The sequence below is a fragment of the Streptomyces sp. NPDC049970 genome (genome assembly GCF_040660235.1).
Lineage (GTDB): Bacteria > Actinomycetota > Actinomycetes > Streptomycetales > Streptomycetaceae > Streptomyces.
Genome location: NZ_JBFALP010000003.1, coordinates 250,064 through 270,156, shown reverse-complemented (window position 1 = coordinate 270,156; position 20,093 = coordinate 250,064). Strand labels below are relative to the sequence as shown.

Annotated in this window: 16 protein-coding genes and 1 tRNA gene; 2 read left to right on the top strand and 15 right to left on the bottom strand. The window is 71.6% G+C overall.

Translation table 11 applies throughout. The annotated features are described in order from the left end of the window. Positions 1–17 precede the first annotated feature (17 nt). The 15 genes from glyA to AB0I83_RS07425 all read right to left on the bottom strand — a co-directional run bounded on the left by glyA (position 18) and on the right by AB0I83_RS07425 (position 18,103). The gene (glyA, locus tag AB0I83_RS07495; protein ID WP_363303932.1) at positions 18–1,307 is read right to left on the bottom strand and encodes a serine hydroxymethyltransferase; all 1,290 of its coding nucleotides are present in this window, start codon (positions 1,305–1,307) and stop codon (positions 18–20) included. Between the two features lie 183 nt (positions 1,308–1,490). Next, positions 1,491–2,132, bottom strand: coding sequence for a protein-tyrosine-phosphatase (locus AB0I83_RS07490; protein ID WP_356530867.1), 642 nt, complete (start codon positions 2,130–2,132; stop codon positions 1,491–1,493). Further along, positions 2,129–2,776 carry an L-threonylcarbamoyladenylate synthase gene (locus AB0I83_RS07485; protein WP_203182475.1) on the bottom strand — a complete coding sequence of 216 codons (648 nt, stop codon included), beginning with the start codon at positions 2,774–2,776 and terminating at the stop codon, positions 2,129–2,131. The genes AB0I83_RS07490 and AB0I83_RS07485 overlap by 4 nt, the downstream gene beginning before the upstream one ends. A 58-nt stretch (positions 2,777–2,834) precedes the next feature. After that, a complete protein-coding gene (gene prmC / locus AB0I83_RS07480; RefSeq protein ID WP_356530864.1) occupies positions 2,835–3,680 on the bottom strand; it encodes a peptide chain release factor N(5)-glutamine methyltransferase in 846 nt (281 codons plus the stop codon). A gap of 44 nt (positions 3,681–3,724) precedes the next feature. Then, the gene (gene prfA / locus AB0I83_RS07475) at positions 3,725–4,801 is read right to left on the bottom strand and encodes a peptide chain release factor 1 (protein ID WP_356530862.1); all 1,077 of its coding nucleotides are present in this window, start codon (positions 4,799–4,801) and stop codon (positions 3,725–3,727) included. A gap of 153 nt (positions 4,802–4,954) precedes the next feature. Next, a complete protein-coding gene (gene rpmE / locus AB0I83_RS07470; RefSeq protein ID WP_031091482.1) occupies positions 4,955–5,179 on the bottom strand; it encodes a 50S ribosomal protein L31 in 225 nt (74 codons plus the stop codon). Positions 5,180–5,373: 194 nt separating this feature from the next. Then, entirely contained in the window at positions 5,374–6,477 is a 1,104-nt protein-coding gene (locus AB0I83_RS07465; RefSeq protein ID WP_363303931.1) for an LCP family protein, read from the bottom strand. Positions 6,478–6,832: 355 nt separating this feature from the next. Beyond that, positions 6,833–8,605 (bottom strand): trypsin-like serine protease, encoded by a 1,773-nt coding sequence (locus tag AB0I83_RS07460; RefSeq protein ID WP_363303929.1) that lies wholly within the window; start codon positions 8,603–8,605, stop codon positions 6,833–6,835. Between the two features lie 210 nt (positions 8,606–8,815). Beyond that, positions 8,816–10,894: a transcription termination factor Rho gene (rho, locus tag AB0I83_RS07455; RefSeq protein ID WP_363303928.1), complete on the bottom strand. Its 2,079-nt coding sequence runs from the start codon at positions 10,892–10,894 to the stop codon at positions 8,816–8,818. A 388-nt stretch (positions 10,895–11,282) separates the two neighbouring features. Next, on the bottom strand, positions 11,283–12,200 hold the full coding sequence (gene thrB, locus AB0I83_RS07450) for a homoserine kinase (protein WP_356535891.1): 918 nt from the start codon (positions 12,198–12,200) through the stop codon (positions 11,283–11,285). A 250-nt stretch (positions 12,201–12,450) separates the two neighbouring features. Then, positions 12,451–13,521 carry a threonine synthase gene (gene thrC, locus AB0I83_RS07445; RefSeq protein WP_363303927.1) on the bottom strand — a complete coding sequence of 357 codons (1,071 nt, stop codon included), beginning with the start codon at positions 13,519–13,521 and terminating at the stop codon, positions 12,451–12,453. Positions 13,522–13,527: 6 nt separating this feature from the next. After that, a complete protein-coding gene (locus tag AB0I83_RS07440; protein ID WP_363303926.1) occupies positions 13,528–14,883 on the bottom strand; it encodes a homoserine dehydrogenase in 1,356 nt (451 codons plus the stop codon). A gap of 95 nt (positions 14,884–14,978) precedes the next feature. Beyond that, positions 14,979–16,370 (bottom strand): diaminopimelate decarboxylase, encoded by a 1,392-nt coding sequence (lysA, locus tag AB0I83_RS07435; protein ID WP_356535888.1) that lies wholly within the window; start codon positions 16,368–16,370, stop codon positions 14,979–14,981. A 24-nt stretch (positions 16,371–16,394) separates the two neighbouring features. Then, entirely contained in the window at positions 16,395–17,459 is a 1,065-nt protein-coding gene (gene nrtL, locus AB0I83_RS07430; RefSeq protein ID WP_363303925.1) for an ArgS-related anticodon-binding protein NrtL, read from the bottom strand. Between the two features lie 161 nt (positions 17,460–17,620). Beyond that, positions 17,621–18,103 (bottom strand): response regulator, encoded by a 483-nt coding sequence (locus AB0I83_RS07425; RefSeq protein ID WP_356839584.1) that lies wholly within the window; start codon positions 18,101–18,103, stop codon positions 17,621–17,623. Between the two features lie 195 nt (positions 18,104–18,298). On the opposite strand from AB0I83_RS07425, the gene AB0I83_RS07420 reads away from it, so the two are divergent. Continuing rightward, positions 18,299–18,370, top strand: a tRNA-Arg gene (locus AB0I83_RS07420). Between the two features lie 469 nt (positions 18,371–18,839). Next, positions 18,840–19,838, top strand: coding sequence for a winged helix-turn-helix domain-containing protein (locus AB0I83_RS07415; protein ID WP_363303924.1), 999 nt, complete (start codon positions 18,840–18,842; stop codon positions 19,836–19,838). Positions 19,839–20,093 lie beyond the last annotated feature (255 nt).

Here is a 20,093-nt window from a genome sequence, read left to right as displayed (position 1 = left end):
TACCCGCTTCACACCGCCTACCCGGGGTACGGCGGATTGCGAACGGCCAGTCCGCGCACCCCGGCCCGCAGCCGGCCCGCGTCGCCCTCCTCCCGCACGACGGCGCCGAACAGCGCCGCGATGCTCGCCATGTCGTCCTCGTCCATGCCCTGGGAGGTGACGGCGGCGGTGCCGAGCCGGAGCCCCCGCGTGTCCCCGTAGGGCAGGGCGCAGGTGTCCAGGACCATACCGGCCGCGGCGAGGCGCTCGCGGGCCGTGCGGCCGTCGACACCGAGCGGGGCGGGGTCCGCGACGACGATGTGGGTGTCCGTGCCGCCCGTGGTGATCTCGAAGCCCTCGGACTCCAGGGCGGCCGCCAGCACGCGGGCGTGGGCGACGACCCGATGGGCGTAGACCGCGTAACCGGGGGCCGCCGCCTCTCCGAACGCGACGGCCTTCGCCGCGACCGTGTGCATCTGTGCGCCGCCCTGGGTGAACGGGAACACCGCGCGGTCGATGCGCTCGGCCAGCTCGGCGCCGCAGAGGACCATCCCGCCGCGCGGTCCGCGCAGCACCTTGTGCGTGGTCGCGCACACCACGTCGGCGTACGGCACCGGGCTCGGCGCCGCTCCCCCGGCGATCAGCCCCATCGGGTGGGCGGCGTCCGCGATCAGATAGGCGCCCACCTCGTCGGCGATCTCCCTGAACTGCTCGTAGTCGGGGTGCCGGGGGTAGGAGATCGAGCCGCAGACGATCGCCTTGGGGCGCCGCGCCCTGGCCAGGGCGCGCACCTGCGCGTAGTCGATGAGCCCGCTGTCGGGGTCGACGCCGTATCCGGCGAACTCGAACCAGCGTCCGGAGAAGTTCCCCGGGGCGCCGTGGGTGAGGTGGCCGCCGTACGGGAGCCCCATGGCCAGCACCGTGTCGCCGGGGCGCAGCAGGGCGGCGTACGCGGCGAGGACCGCGGAGGAGCCGGAGTGCGGCTGGACGTTCGCGTGCTCGGCGCCGAACAGCGACGTGGCCCGCCGGATCGCGACGCGTTCGGCGGCGTCCGCCTGTTCGCAGCCGCCGTGGTGCCGGGCGCCGGGGTAGCCCTCGGCGTACTTGTTGGCGAGCGGGGAGCCGAGGGCCGCGAGGACGGCGGGCGAGGTGAAGTTCTCGGCGGCGATCAGCTGGAGGGTGCTCGACTGCCGGCCGGCCTCGGCCAGCAGGACGGCTCCGATCTCGGGGTCCTGGCGGAGCAGGGCACCGAAGTCCTGCGGCATGGCGGTGTCCTGCGGGGAGGGCGGTGACACGGCTGCGGGTGCGGCTGGAGTGGTGACCGGCATCTGACGGCTCCGGGCCTGAGGGAGGGGTGCACTGGCGTCAGATCCAATGTAGGCCCGCCCACGGCCGCCTGCCCGCTCCCGTGCGGGCCTCTACGCCGGTCGGCGCACCCGGCGCGGAGCGTGCGGGTGCGGACCGCGCGGGTGCGGTGGCGGGGGCTCCGGTCGGTGCGGTACGCGGACGGCTCAGTGCGGTGCGCGGACGCCGGTCAGCGCCGTCATCACCGGATCGAGCGCCTGGCTGATCTCGTCGCCGATGGAGCGGAAGAAGGTGATCGGGGCGCCGTACGGGTCGTACACCTCGTCCGCCTCCGCGGTGGGGGCCAGCAGCCAGCCGCGCAGGGCAGCCGCCGCGCGCACCAGGGCCCGGGCGCGCTCGACCACGCCCTCCTCCCGGGCGTCGGGGAGCGTCGCGGTGTCTATGGCCCGCACCAGCCGGGTGAACTCCTTGAGCGTGAAGGTGCGCAGGCCGGCCGAGTGGCCCATGGAGATCACCTGGGCACGGTGGTCCCGGGTGGCGGTGAGGACCAGGTCGGCGCGGATCACGTGCTCGTCGAGGAGCTCCCGGCCGACGAATCCGGAGGCGTCGGCGCCGAAGTCGGCGAGGACGACCTCGGCGTTGGCCTCCATGGGCGCGCCCTCGTGTCCCCAGGTGCCCGCGCTCTCCACGATGAGGCCGCCGCTCAGCGGATCGCCGAGGCGGTCCACGAGGGCATGGCGGGTCAGCCGCTCGGTGATGGGCGAGCGGCAGACGTTGCCGGTGCTGACGTGGAGGATGCGGAAAGTGTCGTGCCGCCCCGCTATGCCACGCCCCTCAGGGGCGGTCAATTGGCCACCTCGAGGTCGGGTACCACCTTGCGGAGCTCCTCGACCGTGAGAGCGCCGGCCCGCAGCAGCACAGGGATCTTCCCGGTGACGTCGACGATCGAGGACGGGACGATCCCGGGGGTCGGGCCGCCGTCGAGGTAGACGGAGACGCTGTCCCCGAGCATCTCCTGGGCGGCGTCGCAGTCCTCGGGAGAGGGGTGTCCGGTGAGGTTGGCGCTGGAGACGGCCATCGGACCGACCTCCGTGAGCAGCTCGATGGCGACCGGGTGCAGGGGCATGCGCACGGCGACGGTGCCGCGGGTGTCGCCGAGGTCCCACTGGAGCGAGGGCTGGTGCTTGGCGACGAGTGTGAGGGCGCCGGGCCAGAACGCGTCGACGAGCTCCCAGGCCTGCTCGGAGAAGTCGGTGACCAGGCCGTGCAGCGTGTTCGGGGAGCCGATCAGGACAGGGGTCGGCATGTTGCGGCCGCGGCCCTTGGCGTCGAGCAGGTCGGCGACCCCCTCGGAGCTGAAGGCGTCCGCACCGATTCCGTAGACGGTGTCGGTGGGCAGCACGACCAGCTCGCCGCGGCGGACGGCCGACGCGGCTTCACGCAGGCCGGTCGTACGGTCGGTCGCGTCGTTGCAGTCGTATCGCCGTGCCATCAGCCGGCCTCCTCGGACATGTACGGATGGGGGTCGCGCGGTGTGGGTGTCCCCGTGGTCACGGCATGGCCTTGCGGGCCGTCGCGAACCGGGGGCGCTTGTTGAGGTCGGGGTGGTCGGCGGCGTCGGCCCAGCCGCGTTCCTCGGTGAAGATCCACGGCACCTGGCCGCCCTGGGTGTCGGCGTGCTCGATGACGACGAGCCCGCCCGGGCGGAGCAGCCGGTGCGCGGTGCGCTCTATGCCACGGATGGTGTCGAGTCCGTCCTCGCCGGAGAAGAGCGCCATCTGCGGGTCGTGGTCGCGTGCCTCGGGCGCCACGTACTCCCACTCGGTGAGCGGGATGTAGGGCGGGTTGGAGATCACCAGGTCGACCTGGCCGTCGAGCTCGGGAAGGGCGCTCAGGGCGTCGCCGCGGTGGACGGTGACCCTGGACCCCTCGGCGTTCTTCCGGGTCCACCTCAGGGCGTCCTCCGAGAGCTCCACGGCGTGCACGCGCGAGCGCGGCACCTCCTGCGCCATGGCGAGCGCGATGGCGCCCGATCCGGTGCAGAGGTCGACGATCAGCGGTTCGACGACGTCCATCGCGCGGACCGCGTCTATCGCCCAGCCGACGACGGACTCGGTCTCCGGGCGGGGGACGAACACACCGGGGCCGACCTGGAGTTCCAGGTAGCGGAAGAAGGCGCGGCCGGTGATGTGCTGGAGCGGCTCGCGGGCCTCGCGGCGCGCGACGGTCTCCCAGTAGCGGGCGTCGAAGTCGGTGTCCGGCACGTGGTGCAGCTCGCCCCGCTTGACCCCGTGCACGAACGCGGCGAGTTCCTCGGCGTCGAATCGCGGTGAGGGGACACCGGCGTCGGCCAGCCGCTGGGTGGCCTGGGCCACCTCGGCGAGCAGCAGGTTCATCGCGGTTCTCCGTACGGGGTCACGGGCGGGGCGGGCGGTGGTGCTTACGCGGCGGCGAGCTTGGCGGCGGAGTCTGCGTCGACGCAGGCCTGGATGACCGCGTCGAGGTCACCGTCGAGCACCTGGTCCAAGTTGTACGCCTTGAAGCCGACGCGGTGGTCCGAGATCCGGTTTTCCGGGAAGTTGTACGTCCTGATCTTCTCGGAACGGTCCACGGTGCGCACCTGGCTGCGGCGCACGTCGGAGGCCTCCTGCTCGGCTGCCTCCTGGGCCGCGGCCAGCAGCCGGGACCGCAGGATGCGCATGGCCTGCTCCTTGTTCTGGAGCTGGCTCTTCTCGTTCTGGCAGGAGGCGACGACGCCGGTCGGCAGGTGCGTGATGCGGACGGCGGAGTCGGTCGTGTTGACGGACTGGCCGCCGGGGCCGGACGAGCGGTAGACGTCGATCCGCAGGTCGTTGGCGTGGATCTCCACGTCGACCTCCTCCGCCTCGGGCGTGACGAGCACTCCGGCGGCCGAGGTGTGGATACGGCCCTGGGACTCGGTGGAGGGCACGCGCTGCACGCGGTGCACGCCGCCCTCGTACTTCATCCGGGCCCACACGCCCTGGCCCGGCTCGGTGGCGCCGTTGCCGCCCTTGGTCTTCACCGCGACCTGGACGTCCTTGTAACCGCCGAGCTCGGACTCGGTGGAGTCGATGATCTCGGTCTTCCAGCCGACGCGCTCGGCGTAGCGCAGGTACATGCGCAGCAGATCGCCGGCGAAGAGGGCGGACTCGTCGCCGCCCGCTCCGGCCTTGATCTCCAGCAGCACGTCCTTGTCGTCGCTGGGGTCGCGCGGGACCAGCAGGAGCCGCAGCTTCTCGGTGATGTCCTCGCGCTGCTTCTCCAGGACCTTGACCTCGGCGACGAAGTCCGGGTCGTCGGCGGCGAACTCGCGGGCGGTCTCGATGTCGTCGCCGGTCTGCTTCCAGGACCGGTACGTGGAGACGATCGGGGTCAGCTCCGCGTAGCGCTTGTTGAGCTTGCGCGCGTTGGCCTGGTCGGCGTGCACCGACGGGTCGGCGAGCTTCTTCTCGAGATCGGCGTGCTCGCCGATCAGTTCCTCGACCGCCTCGAACATCTTCGGGCTCCTGGTTTCTGCGTCATACGTCTGCGGGCCTGCTGGACGGCGTGCTGCCGGTCGTGCGCCGCCGGGGCGCGTCCGGTGGCACAGCCGGAAAAACGCCGGTCCCGGCGCCCGTTGGAGGGCGTCGGGAACCGGCGCAGTGGCTCGCTACTTGCTGGCGGAGCCGGCAGCCTTGCCGAAGCGGGCCTCGAAGCGGGCCACACGGCCGCCGGTGTCGAGGATCTTCTGCTTGCCCGTGTAGAACGGGTGGCACTCGGAGCAGACGTCGGCGCGGATGGCGCCGCCGTCGAGGGTGCTCCGGGTGGTGAACGACGCACCACAGGTGCAGCTGACCTGCGTCTCGACGTACTGGGGGTGAATCTCGCGCTTCAAGGTGTCTCCTAGGTTCGGGAGGGCTCCGGGTCGTTCGCGCGGATTGCGCGTACGTGAACCGGGACCGACGTACCAGTCTGCCAGGACCGGCCGTATCTCCCAAAACGAGGACCCCGCCGTGTGTATTCCCGCGCGTCCGGGGAACGTTCCGCGACCGTTGTGTGACGGAAGGTGCGCGTGCGGCGGAATGTGCCCTACCGGACGACCTTTCCCGCCCCGCCCTTGTCACCCGCCGACTTCGCGGTGGCGGACGCCGGCACCGGCTTGTCCTGCTTCAGCGCCGCCCACACCTGCTGCCCGGCCTTCTTCTGGGGAAGCACGCGGTTGGGGTCCTGCGGGTCGTACTCCACCGGCAGCGTGACCATGTCGACGTTCTTCGAGCCGAGGCCCTTGAGTCCGTTCGCGAAGCCGGTGAGCTTCTTGACCGAGGCCAGTTCGGAGTCGGTGGTGACGGTCCTGGTCGCGGTGTCGGCAAGCCCGAAGAGCGTCTTCGGGTTCGAGAACACCCCGACGCTCTTCGCCTGGTCCATCAGGGCCTTCACGAAGGCCTGCTGGAGCTGGATGCGGCCGAGGTCGCTGCCGTCACCGACGGCGTGGCGGGTCCGGACGAGGCCGAGCGACTGCTCCCCGCTCAGCGTGTGGGGGCCGGGCTTCAGCGCGAGGTGGCTGTCGGGGTCGTCGATCGCCTGTGCGGTGGTGATCTTCACGCCGCCCAGCTCGTCGACCAGCTTCTTGAACCCGGTGAAGTCGACCTCGAGGTAGTGGTCCATGCGGATGCCGGACATCGCCTCGACGGTCTTCACGGCGCAGGCGGGCCCGCCCGCCTGGTAGGCCGAGTTGAACATGGTCTGACGCTCCGCGCCGACCTGCTCACCCGTCGTGTCGCTCGTGCAGGCGGGGCGGTCGACGAGGGTGTCACGCGGGATCGAGACCACGCTCGCGGAGGTGTGGCCCTCGTCGACGTGCACGACCATGGCGGTGTCCGCCCGCGCGGAGCCCTCGTCCTTGCCGTACTCCGAGTTGGCGCCGGAGCGGGAGTCGGAGCCCAGCACGAGGATGTCCTGCGAGCCGTCGTCCACGTCGTCGGGGCGGTCCGTGCCCAGGGCGGCGTTGATGTCGACGCCCTTCAGGTTCCCGTTGAGCGTGTAGTAGGCGTATCCGAGCCCGGATCCTCCGACGACCACGAGGGCGGCGGCGCTCCACAGGGCGACGGTCTTCACGCGGCGCCCTGTGGAGGGCGTCCTCCGGCGGCTGCCGGTGCCGCGTATTCGGCCGGTGCTCCTGCTCTGCTCGCTCATGGGGCTCCCTCGGTCGGCGGTGCTCCCTGGTCCCCTGCCAGGAGATTCAGTCGTGGCTGGCCGGCACTGCGCCGGAGCCGAAGCAGGGAAAAGGGTTGCATACACGCCCGGTCGCCCGACATGGGCGACCGGGCGGCGACGAGTGCCCGCCACGCACCGGGGCGGGGTCCGGGTCACACTTCCCACCTGCGGATTCACGGATCTCACCCCTGCCGCTTCACGGTGCCCGGCCGGTGGTTCCGTTGTGGGCAAGGTCTCCTCGTGCCATGCGATGCCGCGCCGGGCCCCGGACACGGGACCGGCCCCGGACCACATGGGTCCGGGGCCGGTCCGTGTACCCGCCGAGTGAGCCCGGTCAGCCGAGCAGGCTGTACGAACCCCAGCCGACGCCGAGCTTGACTCGTGCCGCAGTGGCGAACGGGACCGTGGCGGAGCCCGTGCTCTTGTAGGCCCAGAGCTCGCCCGCGGTGTCACGGACGATGAAGTCCGCACGGCCGTCGCCCGTCACGTCACCGGTGGTGGCGTACGCGGTGAAGTTCCAGCCGCTGCCGACCTTGACCCGCCCGGAGAACGGGGCGGACGCGGAGCCCGTGCCCTTGTACATCCAGAGCACCGCGCCGGCGTCACGGGCGATCAGGTCAGGCTTGCCGTCGCCGCTGTAGTCGCCCCTGCCGTACACCTGGTAGGTGCTCCAGCCGACGCCGACCCGGACCTTGGGCGCGAACGTGCCGTTGCCACGGCCCGCCCACATCCACAGCGCGCCCGCCGAGTCGTTCGCCGTCAGGTCGACGTAGCCGTCCCCCGTCACGTCGCCGGTGAGCGTGATGTTGCGCAGACTGCCCCAGCCCGGCCCGATCTTGTGGTCCTGGTATGCCTCGGCGGCACTGTCGTAACCCCACCAGTACAGCTCGCCCGCCGAGTTGCGGTAGACGTAGTCCTGGTAGAAGTCGCGGTTCACGTCGGCCTGACGCACCAGGTCGATGCCCTGCCAGTCGCCCACCGACTCACGGTCGCCGACCGAGGTGCCCCGCGAGTAGTAGTTGAAGCCCTCGCCGGTCGACGCGCGGGCGAACAGGTCCGCCCTGTCGTCGAAGTTGAGGTTGGCGTCGTCGATACGCGGGTTCACCTCACCCGCGAACGTGGCGGTCTTGGCGTACACCCCGTAGGCACCCGAGGCAACGCAGTCCGCCACGCCCCAGGAGACGACCCCGGCGATCCGGCCGTTGACCACGAGCGGGCCGCCGGAGTCGCCGTTGCAAGGGGAGACGGTGCCGGCGTCCTGGCCGGTGGCCGCCTGGCCCGCGCACACCATCTTCTCCGCCGTGTACTCGCCGCCGAAGTATCCGGAGCAGGCGGAGTCGGCCTGCACCGGCACGGATGCCTTGAGCAGGACGGGCGAGATGTCGTCACTGGTGGAGCTGGTGCGCCCCCAGCCGTAGACGGTCGCCGGCGTGCCGGTCTTGTAGCGCGCCGTGTCACCGGAGGCCGCGGGCTGAAGCGTCTGGTACGGGAGCGCGGAGCCCAGTGTCAGTACGGCGACGTCGTTGTCGAGGTAGGCGTCGTCGTAGTCGGGGTGGACCCACTGCCGCCAGACACCGGCCACCGTGCCTCCGTGGACGTCACCGGCCTCCGGAAGCCGGGTGGTGCCGCCGAGCACGGCTCCGTTGGACTTCCAGTCGAGCCCGTCCACACAGTGCGCGGCGGTGAGGACCTTCGCGGGGGCCACGAGCGTGCCACCGCAGAAGTAGCCCTCGTCGTCCGCCGTGTCGGTGGTGCCCTTGTCGTCGTAGTAGTGCAGCTGAACCATCCACGGGGCCTCGCCGAGCGTGGCGGCGGTACCTCCGATGATCTTCGGGTCGGCCGACCGTCCGGAAGCCTCGGGTGCGGGCGTGCTGACGGGTTCGCGGGAATCACCGGATTCGCCGCGGGACAGTTGCGCCGCCGAGCCCTTCACGGTGGCCAGGAGTTCCGCCTGCGACGCCGTCGTACGAGGCTGGACGCTCTGCTTCGCCGACGGCTGATGCGCGTCTGCCTGCGCTGGTGCGGCCGACAGGGCCGCGGTGCCCAGGGCGATCGCGGCAACGACCGCGGAGAAGGCCGTGGAGCCCTTCCGTCTGCCAGATGTCACTGAAAAGAATCCCTTCGATCGACCCGGCGCAACGCGATTGCGGCGCCGGGCAGTTGAACTCGAAGGGAGAGAAACTCCCACTGGAATCGCAACACAGTGGGCGTATAGAAAATACGTTCCCCCCCACAAACAGCCTGCTGATAGTACAACGTGAAACTGCCCTCGTCACCGGAGTGACGAGGGCAGTTCCACGAGCCTACTGACGCGGCGTCAGTCGTTGCTGTTGCCGTTACCCGGCGTCGTCTTCTGGATCTGGAGCAGGAACTCCGCGTTGGACTGTGTCTTCTTCATGCGGTCCAGGAGCAGTTCGATGGCCTGCTGCTGGTCGAGGGCGTGAAGCACCCGGCGCAGTTTCCAGACCACGGCCAACTCGTCGCTGCCCAGGAGGATCTCTTCCTTACGGGTGCTGGACGCGTCCACGTCCACCGCCGGGAAGATGCGCTTGTCCGAGAGCTTCCGGTCGAGCTTGAGCTCCATGTTGCCGGTGCCCTTGAACTCCTCGAAGATCACCTCGTCCATGCGCGAGCCGGTCTCGACGAGCGCGGTGGCCAGGATGGTCAGCGAGCCGCCGTCCTCGATGTTGCGCGCTGCACCGAAGAAGCGCTTCGGCGGGTAGAGCGCGGTCGAGTCGACACCACCGGACAGGATGCGGCCGGAAGCGGGCGCCGCCAGGTTGTAGGCGCGGCCCAGACGGGTGATCGAGTCCAGCAGGACCACGACGTCGTGGCCCAGCTCCACGAGGCGCTTCGCGCGCTCGATGGCGAGCTCGGCGACCGTGGTGTGGTCCTCGGCGGGACGGTCGAAGGTCGAGGAGATGACCTCGCCCTTCACCGACCGCTGCATGTCGGTGACCTCTTCCGGACGCTCGTCGACCAGGACGACCATCAGGTGGCACTCGGGGCTGTTGACCGTGATCGCGTTGGCGATGGCCTGCAGGATCATCGTCTTACCGGTCTTCGGCGGGGCCACGATCAGGCCTCGCTGGCCCTTGCCGATCGGGGCGACCATGTCGATGATCCGGGTGGTCAGGACGTTGGAGTCGGTCTCCAGGCGGAGCCGGTCCTGCGGGTACAGCGGCGTCAGCTTCTGGAACTCGGGACGGCCGCGGCCGGTCTCCGGCGCCATGCCGTTGACGGAGTCGAGGCGGACGAGCGCGTTGAACTTCTCGCGGCGCTCGCCGTCCTTGGGCTGGCGCACCGCACCGGTGACGTGGTCACCCTTGCGCAGGCCGTTCTTGCGGACCTGGGCGAGCGAGACGTACACGTCGTTCGGGCCCGGCAGGTAACCGGAGGTCCGGATGAACGCGTAGTTGTCGAGGATGTCCAGGATGCCCGCGACGGGGATCAGGACGTCGTCGTCGGCCACCTGCACGTCGGTCGCGAACTCGTCGCGGCCACGACGGCCGCGGCGGTCGCGGTAGCGGCCCCGGCGGCCGCGCCGGCCACCCTCGTCGTCGTAACCGTCGTCCTGCTGGCCGCCGCCCTGCTGGCCCTGGCCCTGGCCGCCCTGGTTCTGGCCCTGGCCGCCGCCGCCCTGCTGGCCCTGACGGCGTCCGCCGCCCTGCTGGCCCTGGTCGTCGCCCTTGCCGCGCCGGTCGCGCTGGCGGTCGCGGCGGTCACCGCGGTCGCCACGGTCCTGGCGGTCACCGCGCCGGCCGTCCTGGCGGTCGCCACGGCGGCCCTCAGCGGTGTCGGCGGCGGACTCGGCCTTGCCGTCGCCCTTCGCCTCGCCGCGCTCGTCTGCGCGGTCCTGGCGGCCCTCGCCCTTGGGCTCGGTCTTCTGCTCGGCCTGCGGCGCCGTCCTGGACTCGGCCTTGGTCTCGGGGCTGCCCGCCTGCGCGGTGGCACGGCGACGGCGACGCTCGCCCGTGGGCTGGTCGTCGTTGGCCGGCTGGCCGGGGATGTCGATCTGCTGCTGGGCGTCGGCCTTGTCGGCGGACGGCGCGGCTGCGGTCTCGTCACCCGTACGCGACTTGGACGTGGCACGCCGCTTCGGCTTGGTGCCGGCGTCCGCGTCGGCGGAGGGGGCGGCCTTGGAGGCGGGCGCGGAGGAACCTCCCGCCTGCGCCTCCTTGATGACCTCGATCAGCTGGCTCTTGCGCATCCGCGCAGTCCCCTTGATGCCGAGGCCGGACGCGACCTGCTGCAGCTCGGCCAGGACCATGCCATCGAGGCCGGTGCCGGAGCGGCGGCGCCGTGCGGTGGTGCCCGAGGCAGCACCTTCGGCGGGCACGGAGCTGTCGACGTTCTTGTCGGCAGTCACGCCCATCAGATCGGTGGTGTCGCTCACGAAGGGTCCTTCCCTGGAGCGGACGTCGGCCTTCTGGCTCGGCGACCGGTTGTGCTGTCCGACTGCGGTCTGTTGATCGTGTCGATCGCGGACCGTGCCGGGGCGGTGGTCCGCCGGGTACGGCGGAGAGACGAATGTGCGGGGTTCCGGCGCGAGATCCCCCTGCTCGGCCCACTCCTGGACGAGCGAGAGGGTGTCGTGCCGGTTCCGGAGCGTGCTCGAAAGCTCAGGCAGGCTGCTCAGGCAGTCGGGGAGGCTCCCGGAAGAGTGGTGGTCCCGGAAGGGGACACGAAGCAACGCGCCACGAAGACGTCGATTGCTGACTTGAGGTTAACACTACCGGCTCCAACAAACATTCCCCCTCTCATGCACCGGCAATCACGTGCGATTACGCGGCGAGCGGCAGCACGCTCGCACCCGTGGCGTCGAGAGCCAGCCGGTTGGCGGCCCAGCCCTCACCCGCCAGCCGGGCGACCTTGTCGGCCGAGCCCTCCTCCGTCAGCGCGAGCACGGTCGGCCCCGCACCGGAGATGACGGCGGGAACGCCGTCGGCGCGCAGCCTGTTCACCAGTTCCACGGTCTGTGGCATAGCGGGCCCCCGGTACTCCTGGTGGATCCGGTCCTCGGTGGCGGTGAGCAGCAGCTCGGGGCGCCGGGTCAGGGCCTCGACGAGGAGCGCCGCACGGCCGGCGTTCGCCGCCGCGTCCACATGGGGGACGGTGCGCGGCAGCAGGCCACGGGCGGTCTCGGTGAGCACCGGCGTGGCGGGTACGAAGACCACCGGGACCACGGAGTCGGCGGGATCCATCCTGATGGCCCTGGCCGCGCCGCCGTCCATCCAGGCGAGGGTGAATCCGCCGAGGAGACACGCGGCGACGTTGTCGGGGTGGCCCTCGATCTCGGTCGCCAGCTCCAGCAGCGCGGCGTCGTCGAGGCGCGCGTCGCCGCCCGTGGTCACGGCTCGGGCAGCGACGATCCCCGCGCAGATGGCGGCGGACGAGGAGCCGAGGCCACGGCCGTGCGGGATGCGGTTGGCGCAGACGATCTCCAGACCGCGCGGCTGTCCGCCGAGCAGGTCGAATGCGGTGCGCAGTGAGCGCACGAGCAGGTGGTTCTCGTCGCGGGGAAGCGTTTCGGCACCCTCACCCGCGATGTCGACGTGCAGCCCGGAGTCGGCGACCCGGACGACGACGTCGTCGTAGAGCCCCAGCGAGAGGCCGAGGGCGTCGAAGCCCGGGCCCAGGTTGGCGCTGGTTGCGGGGACGCGCACCCGGACGGCGGCGGCTCGGAACGCGGGACCGGCCATCGGTTGGACGACTCTTCCTGTACGGCGGCGGGGATGTTGTGCGGGGTGTTGCGGCAGACGTGGGGTGCCGTGGTGCGAGGAGTGGGGACCCGGCAGTCACGACGGCTGCGCACCGCGGCGCGAGCGGCGGGGCGGGTTGGGTACAGCTTATCGAAGTAGGGTTCCGTGGCGACACAGGGCGCACAGGAGGCGCACGATGCGTGTCGCACACCTCCCATGCGCTGTCCGTCCGGAGCGGGCGGCCCTGCTGTTACGCGAGGCCCAGCTTCTCCGCCGCGGCCACCGCGTCGACGGGGACGGTGACGGGCTGCGGGGCGCCCGCGACGGCCCAGTCGGGGTCCTTGAGACCGTTGCCCGTGACGGTGCAGACGATCTTCTGGCCGGGGTCGACCTTGCCCTCTTCGGCGGCCTTGAGCAGACCGGCCACCGAGGCGGCCGACGCCGGCTCGACGAAGACACCCTCCTGGGAGGCCAGGAGCCGGTAGGCGGACAGGATCTGACGGTCCGTCACCTCGTCGATGAAGCCGCCCGACTCGTCCCGGGCGTCGAGCGCGAACTGCCACGACGCGGGGTTGCCGATGCGGATCGCGGTGGCGATGGTGGCCGGGTCCTTGACGATCTCGCCCCGCACGATGGGTGCGGAACCGGACGCCTGGAAGCCCCACATGCGCGGGGAGCGCGTGGAGAGCGCGTCCTTCGCGTACTCCCTGTAGCCCCTCCAGTAGGCCGTGATGTTGCCCGCGTTGCCCACGGGCAGTACGTGGATGTCGGGGGCGTCGCCGAGCGCGTCGACGATTTCGAACGCCGCGGTCTTCTGCCCCTCGATCCGGACCGGGTTGACCGAATTGACGAGCGCCACCGGGTAGTTGTCCGACAGGCTGCGGGCCAGGTTCAGGCAGTCGTCGAAGTTGCCGTCGACCTGGAGGATCTTCGCGCCGTGGACGAGCGCCTGGCCCATCTTGCCGAGCGCGATCTTGCCCCGCGGCACGAGCACGGCGCAGACCATGCCCGCGCGCACCGCGTACGCGGCGGCGGAGGCGGAGGTGTTGCCGGTGGAGGCGCAGATGACGGCCTGCGCGCCCTCCTCCTTGGCGCGGGTGATCGCCATCGTCATGCCGCGGTCCTTGAACGACCCGGTGGGGTTGGCGCCCTCGACCTTGAGATGCACCTCGCAGCCGGTGCGCTCGGAGAGGACCTGCGCCGGGACGAGCGGCGTACCGCCCTCACGGAGTGTGACGACCGGCGTGGTGCTCGTGACCGGAAGCCGGTCCCGGTACTCCTCGATGATGCCGCGCCACTGGTGGGTGCCCTTGCTGGTCATGGGTCCTTACTCCCCTTCAACACGCATGATGCTGGCGACACCGCGCACGGTGTCCAGCTTGCGGAGCGCCTCGACGGTCCCGGAGAGGGCGGCGTCGTACGCGCGGTGGGTGACGACGACGAGGGACGCCTCGCCGTCCCCGCCCGCCCGTCGTCCGCCGCCACCCTGCTCGGTGGCGCCTTCGTCGCCGCTGCCCGAATATCGGCTCTGCTGTCGGACCGTATCGATGGATACGCCCTGTTCGGCGAAGACCGTCGCGACCTGGGCGAGTACGCCAGGCTTGTCGGCCACGTCGAGACTGATGTGGTAGCGCGTGACCACGTCGCCCATGGGGCTGACCGGCAGGCGCGTGTACGCGGACTCACCGGGGCCGGTGGTCGCTCCGATGATGTTGCGGCACACCGCGACGAGGTCGCCGAGTACCGCCGACGCGGTGGGGGCGCCGCCGGCGCCGGGGCCGTAGAACATCAGCTGCCCGGCGGCCTCGGCCTCGACGAAGACCGCGTTGTACGCCTCGCGGACCGAGGCCAGCGGGTGGCTGAGCGGGATCATCGCGGGGTGCACGCGGGCCGTGACGGATTTGCCGTCGGCGGCGCGCTCGCAGATCGCGAGGAGCTTGACGGTGCAGCCCATACGGCGCGCGGAGGCGATGTCGGCCGCAGTGACCTCGGTGATGCCCTCGCGGTGCACCTCGCCGATCCTCACCCGGGTGTGGAAGGCGATCCCGGCGAGGATCGCGGCCTTCGCGGCGGCGTCGAAGCCCTCGACGTCGGCCGTCGGGTCGGCCTCGGCGTATCCGAGGGCGGTGGCCTCGTCGAGTGCTTCGGAGTAGCCGGCTCCGCTGGTGTCCATCTTGTCGAGGATGAAGTTGGTCGTGCCGTTGACGATGCCGAGCACCCGGTTGACCTTGTCCCCCGCGAGGGACTCGCGCAGCGGACGCACCAGCGGGATGGCGCCCGCCACCGCCGCCTCGTAGTAGAGGTCCCTGCCGTTGCGCTCGGCCGCGGCGTGGAGGGCGGAGCCGTCCTCGGCGAGCAGCGCCTTGTTGGCCGAGACGACGCCCGCGCCGTGCTCGAAGGCGGTCGTGATGAGCGTGCGGGCCGGCTCGATACCGCCGATCACCTCGATGACGACGTCGATGTCCCCCCGTTTGACCAGGGCGGTCGCATCGGTGGTGATCAGTGCGGGGTCGATGCCCTCCCGCACCTTGGAGGGCCGGCGGACGGCCACACCGGCGAGCTCGACCGGCGCGCCGATGCGCGCGGCGAGGTCGTCGGCGTGCGTCGTCATGATGCGCGCCACCTCTGAGCCGACCACTCCACAGCCCAGCAGCGCCACCTTCAGCGGACGCGTACGCATCATCCGACCTCGTTTCTCATACTTCTGATGTGTGGACCAGTCTCACTCACCGGACGGGGGTTTCTGCCACCCGTCCGGATTTTGAGATGCGAATTTCATCAGCCGACATCGAGACGCAGGAGATCTTCCTCCGTCTCGCGCCGGACGATCACCCTCGCCTCCCCGTCACGGACAGCGACGACGGGCGGGCGGAGGGCGTGGTTGTAGTTGCTCGCCATGGAACGGCAGTACGCGCCTGTGGCGGGTACCGCGATCAGGTCGCCGGGGGCCAGGTCGGCGGGCAGGAACGCGTCCTTGACCACGATGTCACCGCTCTCGCAGTGCTTGCCGACCACGCGTACGAGCATCGGCTCGGCCTCGGAGGTGCGCGAGACGAGCGCGACGCTGTACTCGGCGTCGTACAGCGCGGTGCGGATGTTGTCCGACATCCCGCCGTCCACGCTGACGTACGTCCGCAGGCCCTCCAGGGGCTTGATCGTGCCGACCTCGTACAGCGTGAACGCGGTGGGGCCGACGATCGCCCGGCCCGGCTCGACGGAGATCCGCGGGGTGCGCAGCCCTGCGGACTCGCACTCCCGGGTCACGATGTCGCCCAGCGCCTTGGCGATCTCGTGCGGCTCGCGCGGGTCGTCCTCGGACGTGTACGCGATACCGAGGCCGCCGCCGAGGTCGATCTCGGGGAGCTCGACGCCGTGCTCGTCGCGTACCTCGGCGAGCAGCTGGACCACACGCCGCGCGGAGACCTCGAAGCCCGCCATGTCGAAGATCTGCGAGCCGATGTGCGAGTGGATGCCGATGAGCTCCAGGCCGTCCAGGGTGAGCGCCCTGCGGACCGCCTCGGCGGCCTGTCCGTCGGCCAGCGCGATGCCGAACTTCTGGTCCTCGTGCGCGGTGGCGATGAACTCGTGGGTGTGCGCCTCGACGCCGACCGTGACCCGGATCTGCACCCGCTGGCGGGTGCCGAGCCGCTGGGCGATGTGCGAGACGCGGACGATCTCCTGGAAGGAGTCGAGCACGATCCGCCCGACGCCGGCCTCGACAGCCCGCTCGATCTCGGCGACGGTCTTGTTGTTGCCGTGGAAGGCGATGCGCTCGGCGGGCATTCCGGCGCCCAGCGCGGTCGCCAGTTCACCGCCGGAGCACACGTCCAGGTTCAGGCCCTCCTCCGTGAGCCAGCGCACCACGGCGCGCGACAGGAACGCCTTGCCGGCGTAGAACACGTCGGCGTCCGGTCCGAAGGCGTCGGCCCAGGCGCGGCAGCGGGCCCGGAAGTCGCTCTCGTCGAGGAAGTACGCGGGAGTACCGAACTCCTCGGCCAGCCGGGCCACTTCGATCCCTCCGACGGTGAGCGCGCCGTCCGCGTCGCGGGTGACCGTACGGGACCAGACCTTCTCGTCCAGGACGTTCAGGTCGGTGGCCGGCGCCGTGTAGTGGCCCTCGGGAAGGACGTCGGCGTGGCGGGGACCGGCGGGGTGTGCGGATCGGCTCATCGTTCTGCTCTGCTCTCTCGGTTCTCAGAGGTGTTCGGGGGCGCTGACGCCGAGCAGGGACAGGCCGCCTGCGAGCACCGTCCCGGCGGCTTCGGCGAGAGCCTGCCGGGAGCGGTGGGCGGCCGAGGGTTTCTCGTCACCGACGGGGAGCGGCGGGCAGGCGTCGTGGAAGTCGAAGAAGGCGTGCGCGACGGTCTCGAGGTGCCGGGCGAGCCGGTCGGGCGCCTGGTGGCGGGCCGCGGCGGCGAGGACACCGGGGTGGTCGGCGATCGCCGCGTGCAGCGCGGGCGCGTCCACGTCGTCGGCGTACGCGGCGGAGAGGCCGAGCCGCGCCGCCTCCCGCGTGAGGGCGCGGGCACGGGCGTGGGCGTAGCGGACCAGGAAGAGCGGATTGGACTCCACCTGCACGAGGAGGCTGTCGCCGAGGGGTGCGCGGTCGTGTCCGGCGGGCCTCAGCAGGCCCCAGCGGGTGGCGTCGGCCCCCAGCCGCTCCAGCAGCTCGGCGGCCGTGGCCCCGGCGGGAACGGGCCGGGTCTCCGTCAGCGGGAAGGGGGGCCGCCCGTGCGCGTCAGCCTTCACACCGAGGCGCGCCCAGTCGGGGTCGGGCGCCTCCTCACAGGTGGTCCGCACCGGGGCGCCCCGCGCTCGCAGCAGCCTGCTCACCGAGTCGGCCAACACCGCGGCCCGGACCTCGCGCCGGTGGTGGAGCCGTTGGGGCTGCCCGGCGTACTCGGTGCCCCACCCGTACCGGAGGCCCTCGTCCAGCACCTGGCGTACGCGCGCGGAGCGGGCCGCCGCGTCTGCGGCGGCGGCGAGGGTGAAGTTCAGGAAGCCGGGTCCGGTGATCTCGACCCGCCCGATCCCGGGCGCGCCGACGACCCGGTCCCGCAGCAGCGCGGCGACCTCGCGGGCGGGGAGCTCGGCCGGGCCCGCCAGCTGGAGGGCGACGGCGCAGGCGTAGTCACCGGTGCCGCCGGGCCGTGTCCGCTCGACCCGTACGCCGACGGGCACGGGGGCGGACAGGGCACCCTCGTCGACCGCGCGGCGCACAGCGCGCACCACGGTTCGGGAGAGATCTGCGGGGGTCACGGGCCAAGCGTATGGGAGGAAGGGGGGCACTTCGCCAACCGGTTTCGCCATACGGGCAGCGAGCCTCCCGGACACCCGTCCGGCGGCGCGGCTCAGCGGGATCCGCTCGACCCGCGTCACACGGCGGCATCCGCACCCCCGCCGCGCTCCTGGACGCGGGCTCAGCCCGTCGCACTCCCGGCCGTCCCCGCGCCACGCCTGCCGTCGAGCGGCTCGGCACCCCTGCGCTCGGCGAGCCGCCGCACCATGCTCACCAGATCGCTCGGCTCGAACGGCTTCGCCAGGAAGGCGTCGACCCCGGCGGCGACCCCCGAGTCCACCTCGTGGGGCGTGCAGGCGCTCACCACGGCGACGGGAAGATGGCCGGTCCTCGGATCCGCGCGCAGCCGGAGGGCGGTCTGGATTCCGTCGAGCCGGGGCATCACCACGTCCAGCGTGATCACGTCCGGGCGGAACTCGTGCACCAGGTCCAGGCACTCGACGCCGTCGGCCGCGGTCACGACCTCGAAGCCCTCCAGCTCGAGATTGACCCTGATCAGCTGCCGGATGACCTTGTTGTCGTCCACAACAAGCACGCGGCCGTACGCCCCTGACACCCTTCGAGGGTAGGTCGAGCGGAGGAGCCGCGTCCGGGTTTTGCCCACTTCTGCCCGCCGGGGGGCGGCGGGGCAGCCGCTCGGCCCCGCTCCCCGAGCCCCCTCGCACGACTGCCGGGCCAGGCCCCGCACCGGGGCCGAACAGCGGGCCCGCACCGGTGCCGGCGACGCGGAAATACCGGTCCCGGACACCGGCCCGGAGCTGGTAGGGTTTCACTCGTCGCCGCCCAGTGCGGCGGTTTCGCCCCCGTAGCTCAGGGGATAGAGCATCGGCCTCCGGAGCCGGGTGCGCAGGTTCGAATCCTGCCGGGGGCACTTCGCAGGAAGTGCCGAAAAAGACCTTCTGACCAGTGGAAGCACTGAGCAGAGGGTCTTTTTTCCATGCCCCTGATGGAGTGTGCCGGCTGCCGTACATACGGGGACTTCCCTCGCGCCGAGGCCGGGCCGGAGTGGGGGCCGGTCGCCCGCGGATGGTGCCCCCGCCTCGTCACGTCGCGTGATCACGTCCGCCGCCCCCTCGTGGAAGTGGCACTCCCCCGCGTCAACCGTCCAGCCTCTGACACCGCACAGCTCCAGGGCCTCCACGGCCCCGCCGTCACCGGGACCTATGTGGAGCGCGGGATTCGGGTCGTCCGCCTGCCCTCTCCGATCTCGCGCGGGTACGCTGCCCGAAGGCAGCCGGCGGGCCGCGGCGGCGGGCAACTTCCTGTGGATACAGCCCCGTTGCTCCGATGGACGGCTCGCGGTCGGCATCGGCACACCTTCACCTCTCGATGGAGGGCCCATGTTGCGGGTGCACTTCACGTCCGAGGATCTGGCACGGGTCCGGGTGGCCCCGGGGCCGGACTTCCTCTGGGAGATCACCAACAGCGTGCAGACCCTCCAACGCCGTGACGGTGAAAGGGTGTTCGGGGCGTGGCGACGCTGGGCCCGGCCGAGGCTCTCGGGCGGTCGCACGCTGCTGGCGGGCCTGCTGCCGCCGCGCGGCTACTCCCCCGACTTCCTCACTCCCACCGCCGGTGACCGCACCACCCTGCAGGCCGCCCTCGACGTGCTGATGAGCACTCCGCACCCACGGCTGCGCACCGACCTGACCCAGTTGGCGAGCCCTCCGCGACCGCCCGACTGGGTACGTTCCCTGGCCGCGGGCGACGCCGATGCCCTGCGCGGGCTGGGTGACGCCCTCCACACCTACCAGCTGGAGGCGCTGGCCCCGTACTGGCCACGTGTCCAGGCACACATCGACGCGGACCGTGCCGTCCGGCTGTACAGCCTGCTGGACCGCGGCACCGAGGGGCTGCTGGACGGTCTCGGCCCGCAGTTCCGCTGGCGGCCCCCCGTCCTGGAGGTGGCCTATCCCGTCGAACAGCAACTGCGCCTGGAGGGACGGGGTCTGGTGCTCCAGCCGTCGTTCTTCTGCTGGCCCACGCCGACCACCCTCGCGGACGGAGCGCTGCCCCCCGTTCTCGTCTACCCCATCCAGCACGCCACGGACTGGGCCGGCCCCGCCCCCGGCACCGGCGCCGGGCAGGAGCTCGGCCCCCTGGGGCCGCTGATGGGACACACGCGGGCCGGGATTCTGCGCGCGAGCCTGACCGGCTGCTCCACCGTCGAGGCCGCCCGTCTCCTGCGGGTGACCCACCCCGCCGTGAGCCAGCACGTGAACGTCCTGCGCGCGGCCGGTCTGATCACGACGGTCCGCAGGGCCGGGCGGGCCTTCCACGTGGCGACCACCGAGGGCCGCGCGATGCTCGCCCTGGAGGAGCGCGCGCGACTGCGCTGAGGGCTACCGCCTCCCTTGTCCGGGAAGCGGGGGCACCGCCCCAGAAGCACGCACCGGACACTCCCGCCCCGAACAACTGCTCCAATCGGGTGACAGGACGACCTGGAGCTTGTGGCATATGCCTGGCCGTTCGTTACTTGGGGCGCGCCCAACCGATGGGCAGCCCGAATCGCTCGGGGCGCGTGGTGTCCGGGTGAGTTGTCACCCTTCACACGTGGGGAGGGTGCGGCCCTCCGGGATCGCGATGGGCACCCC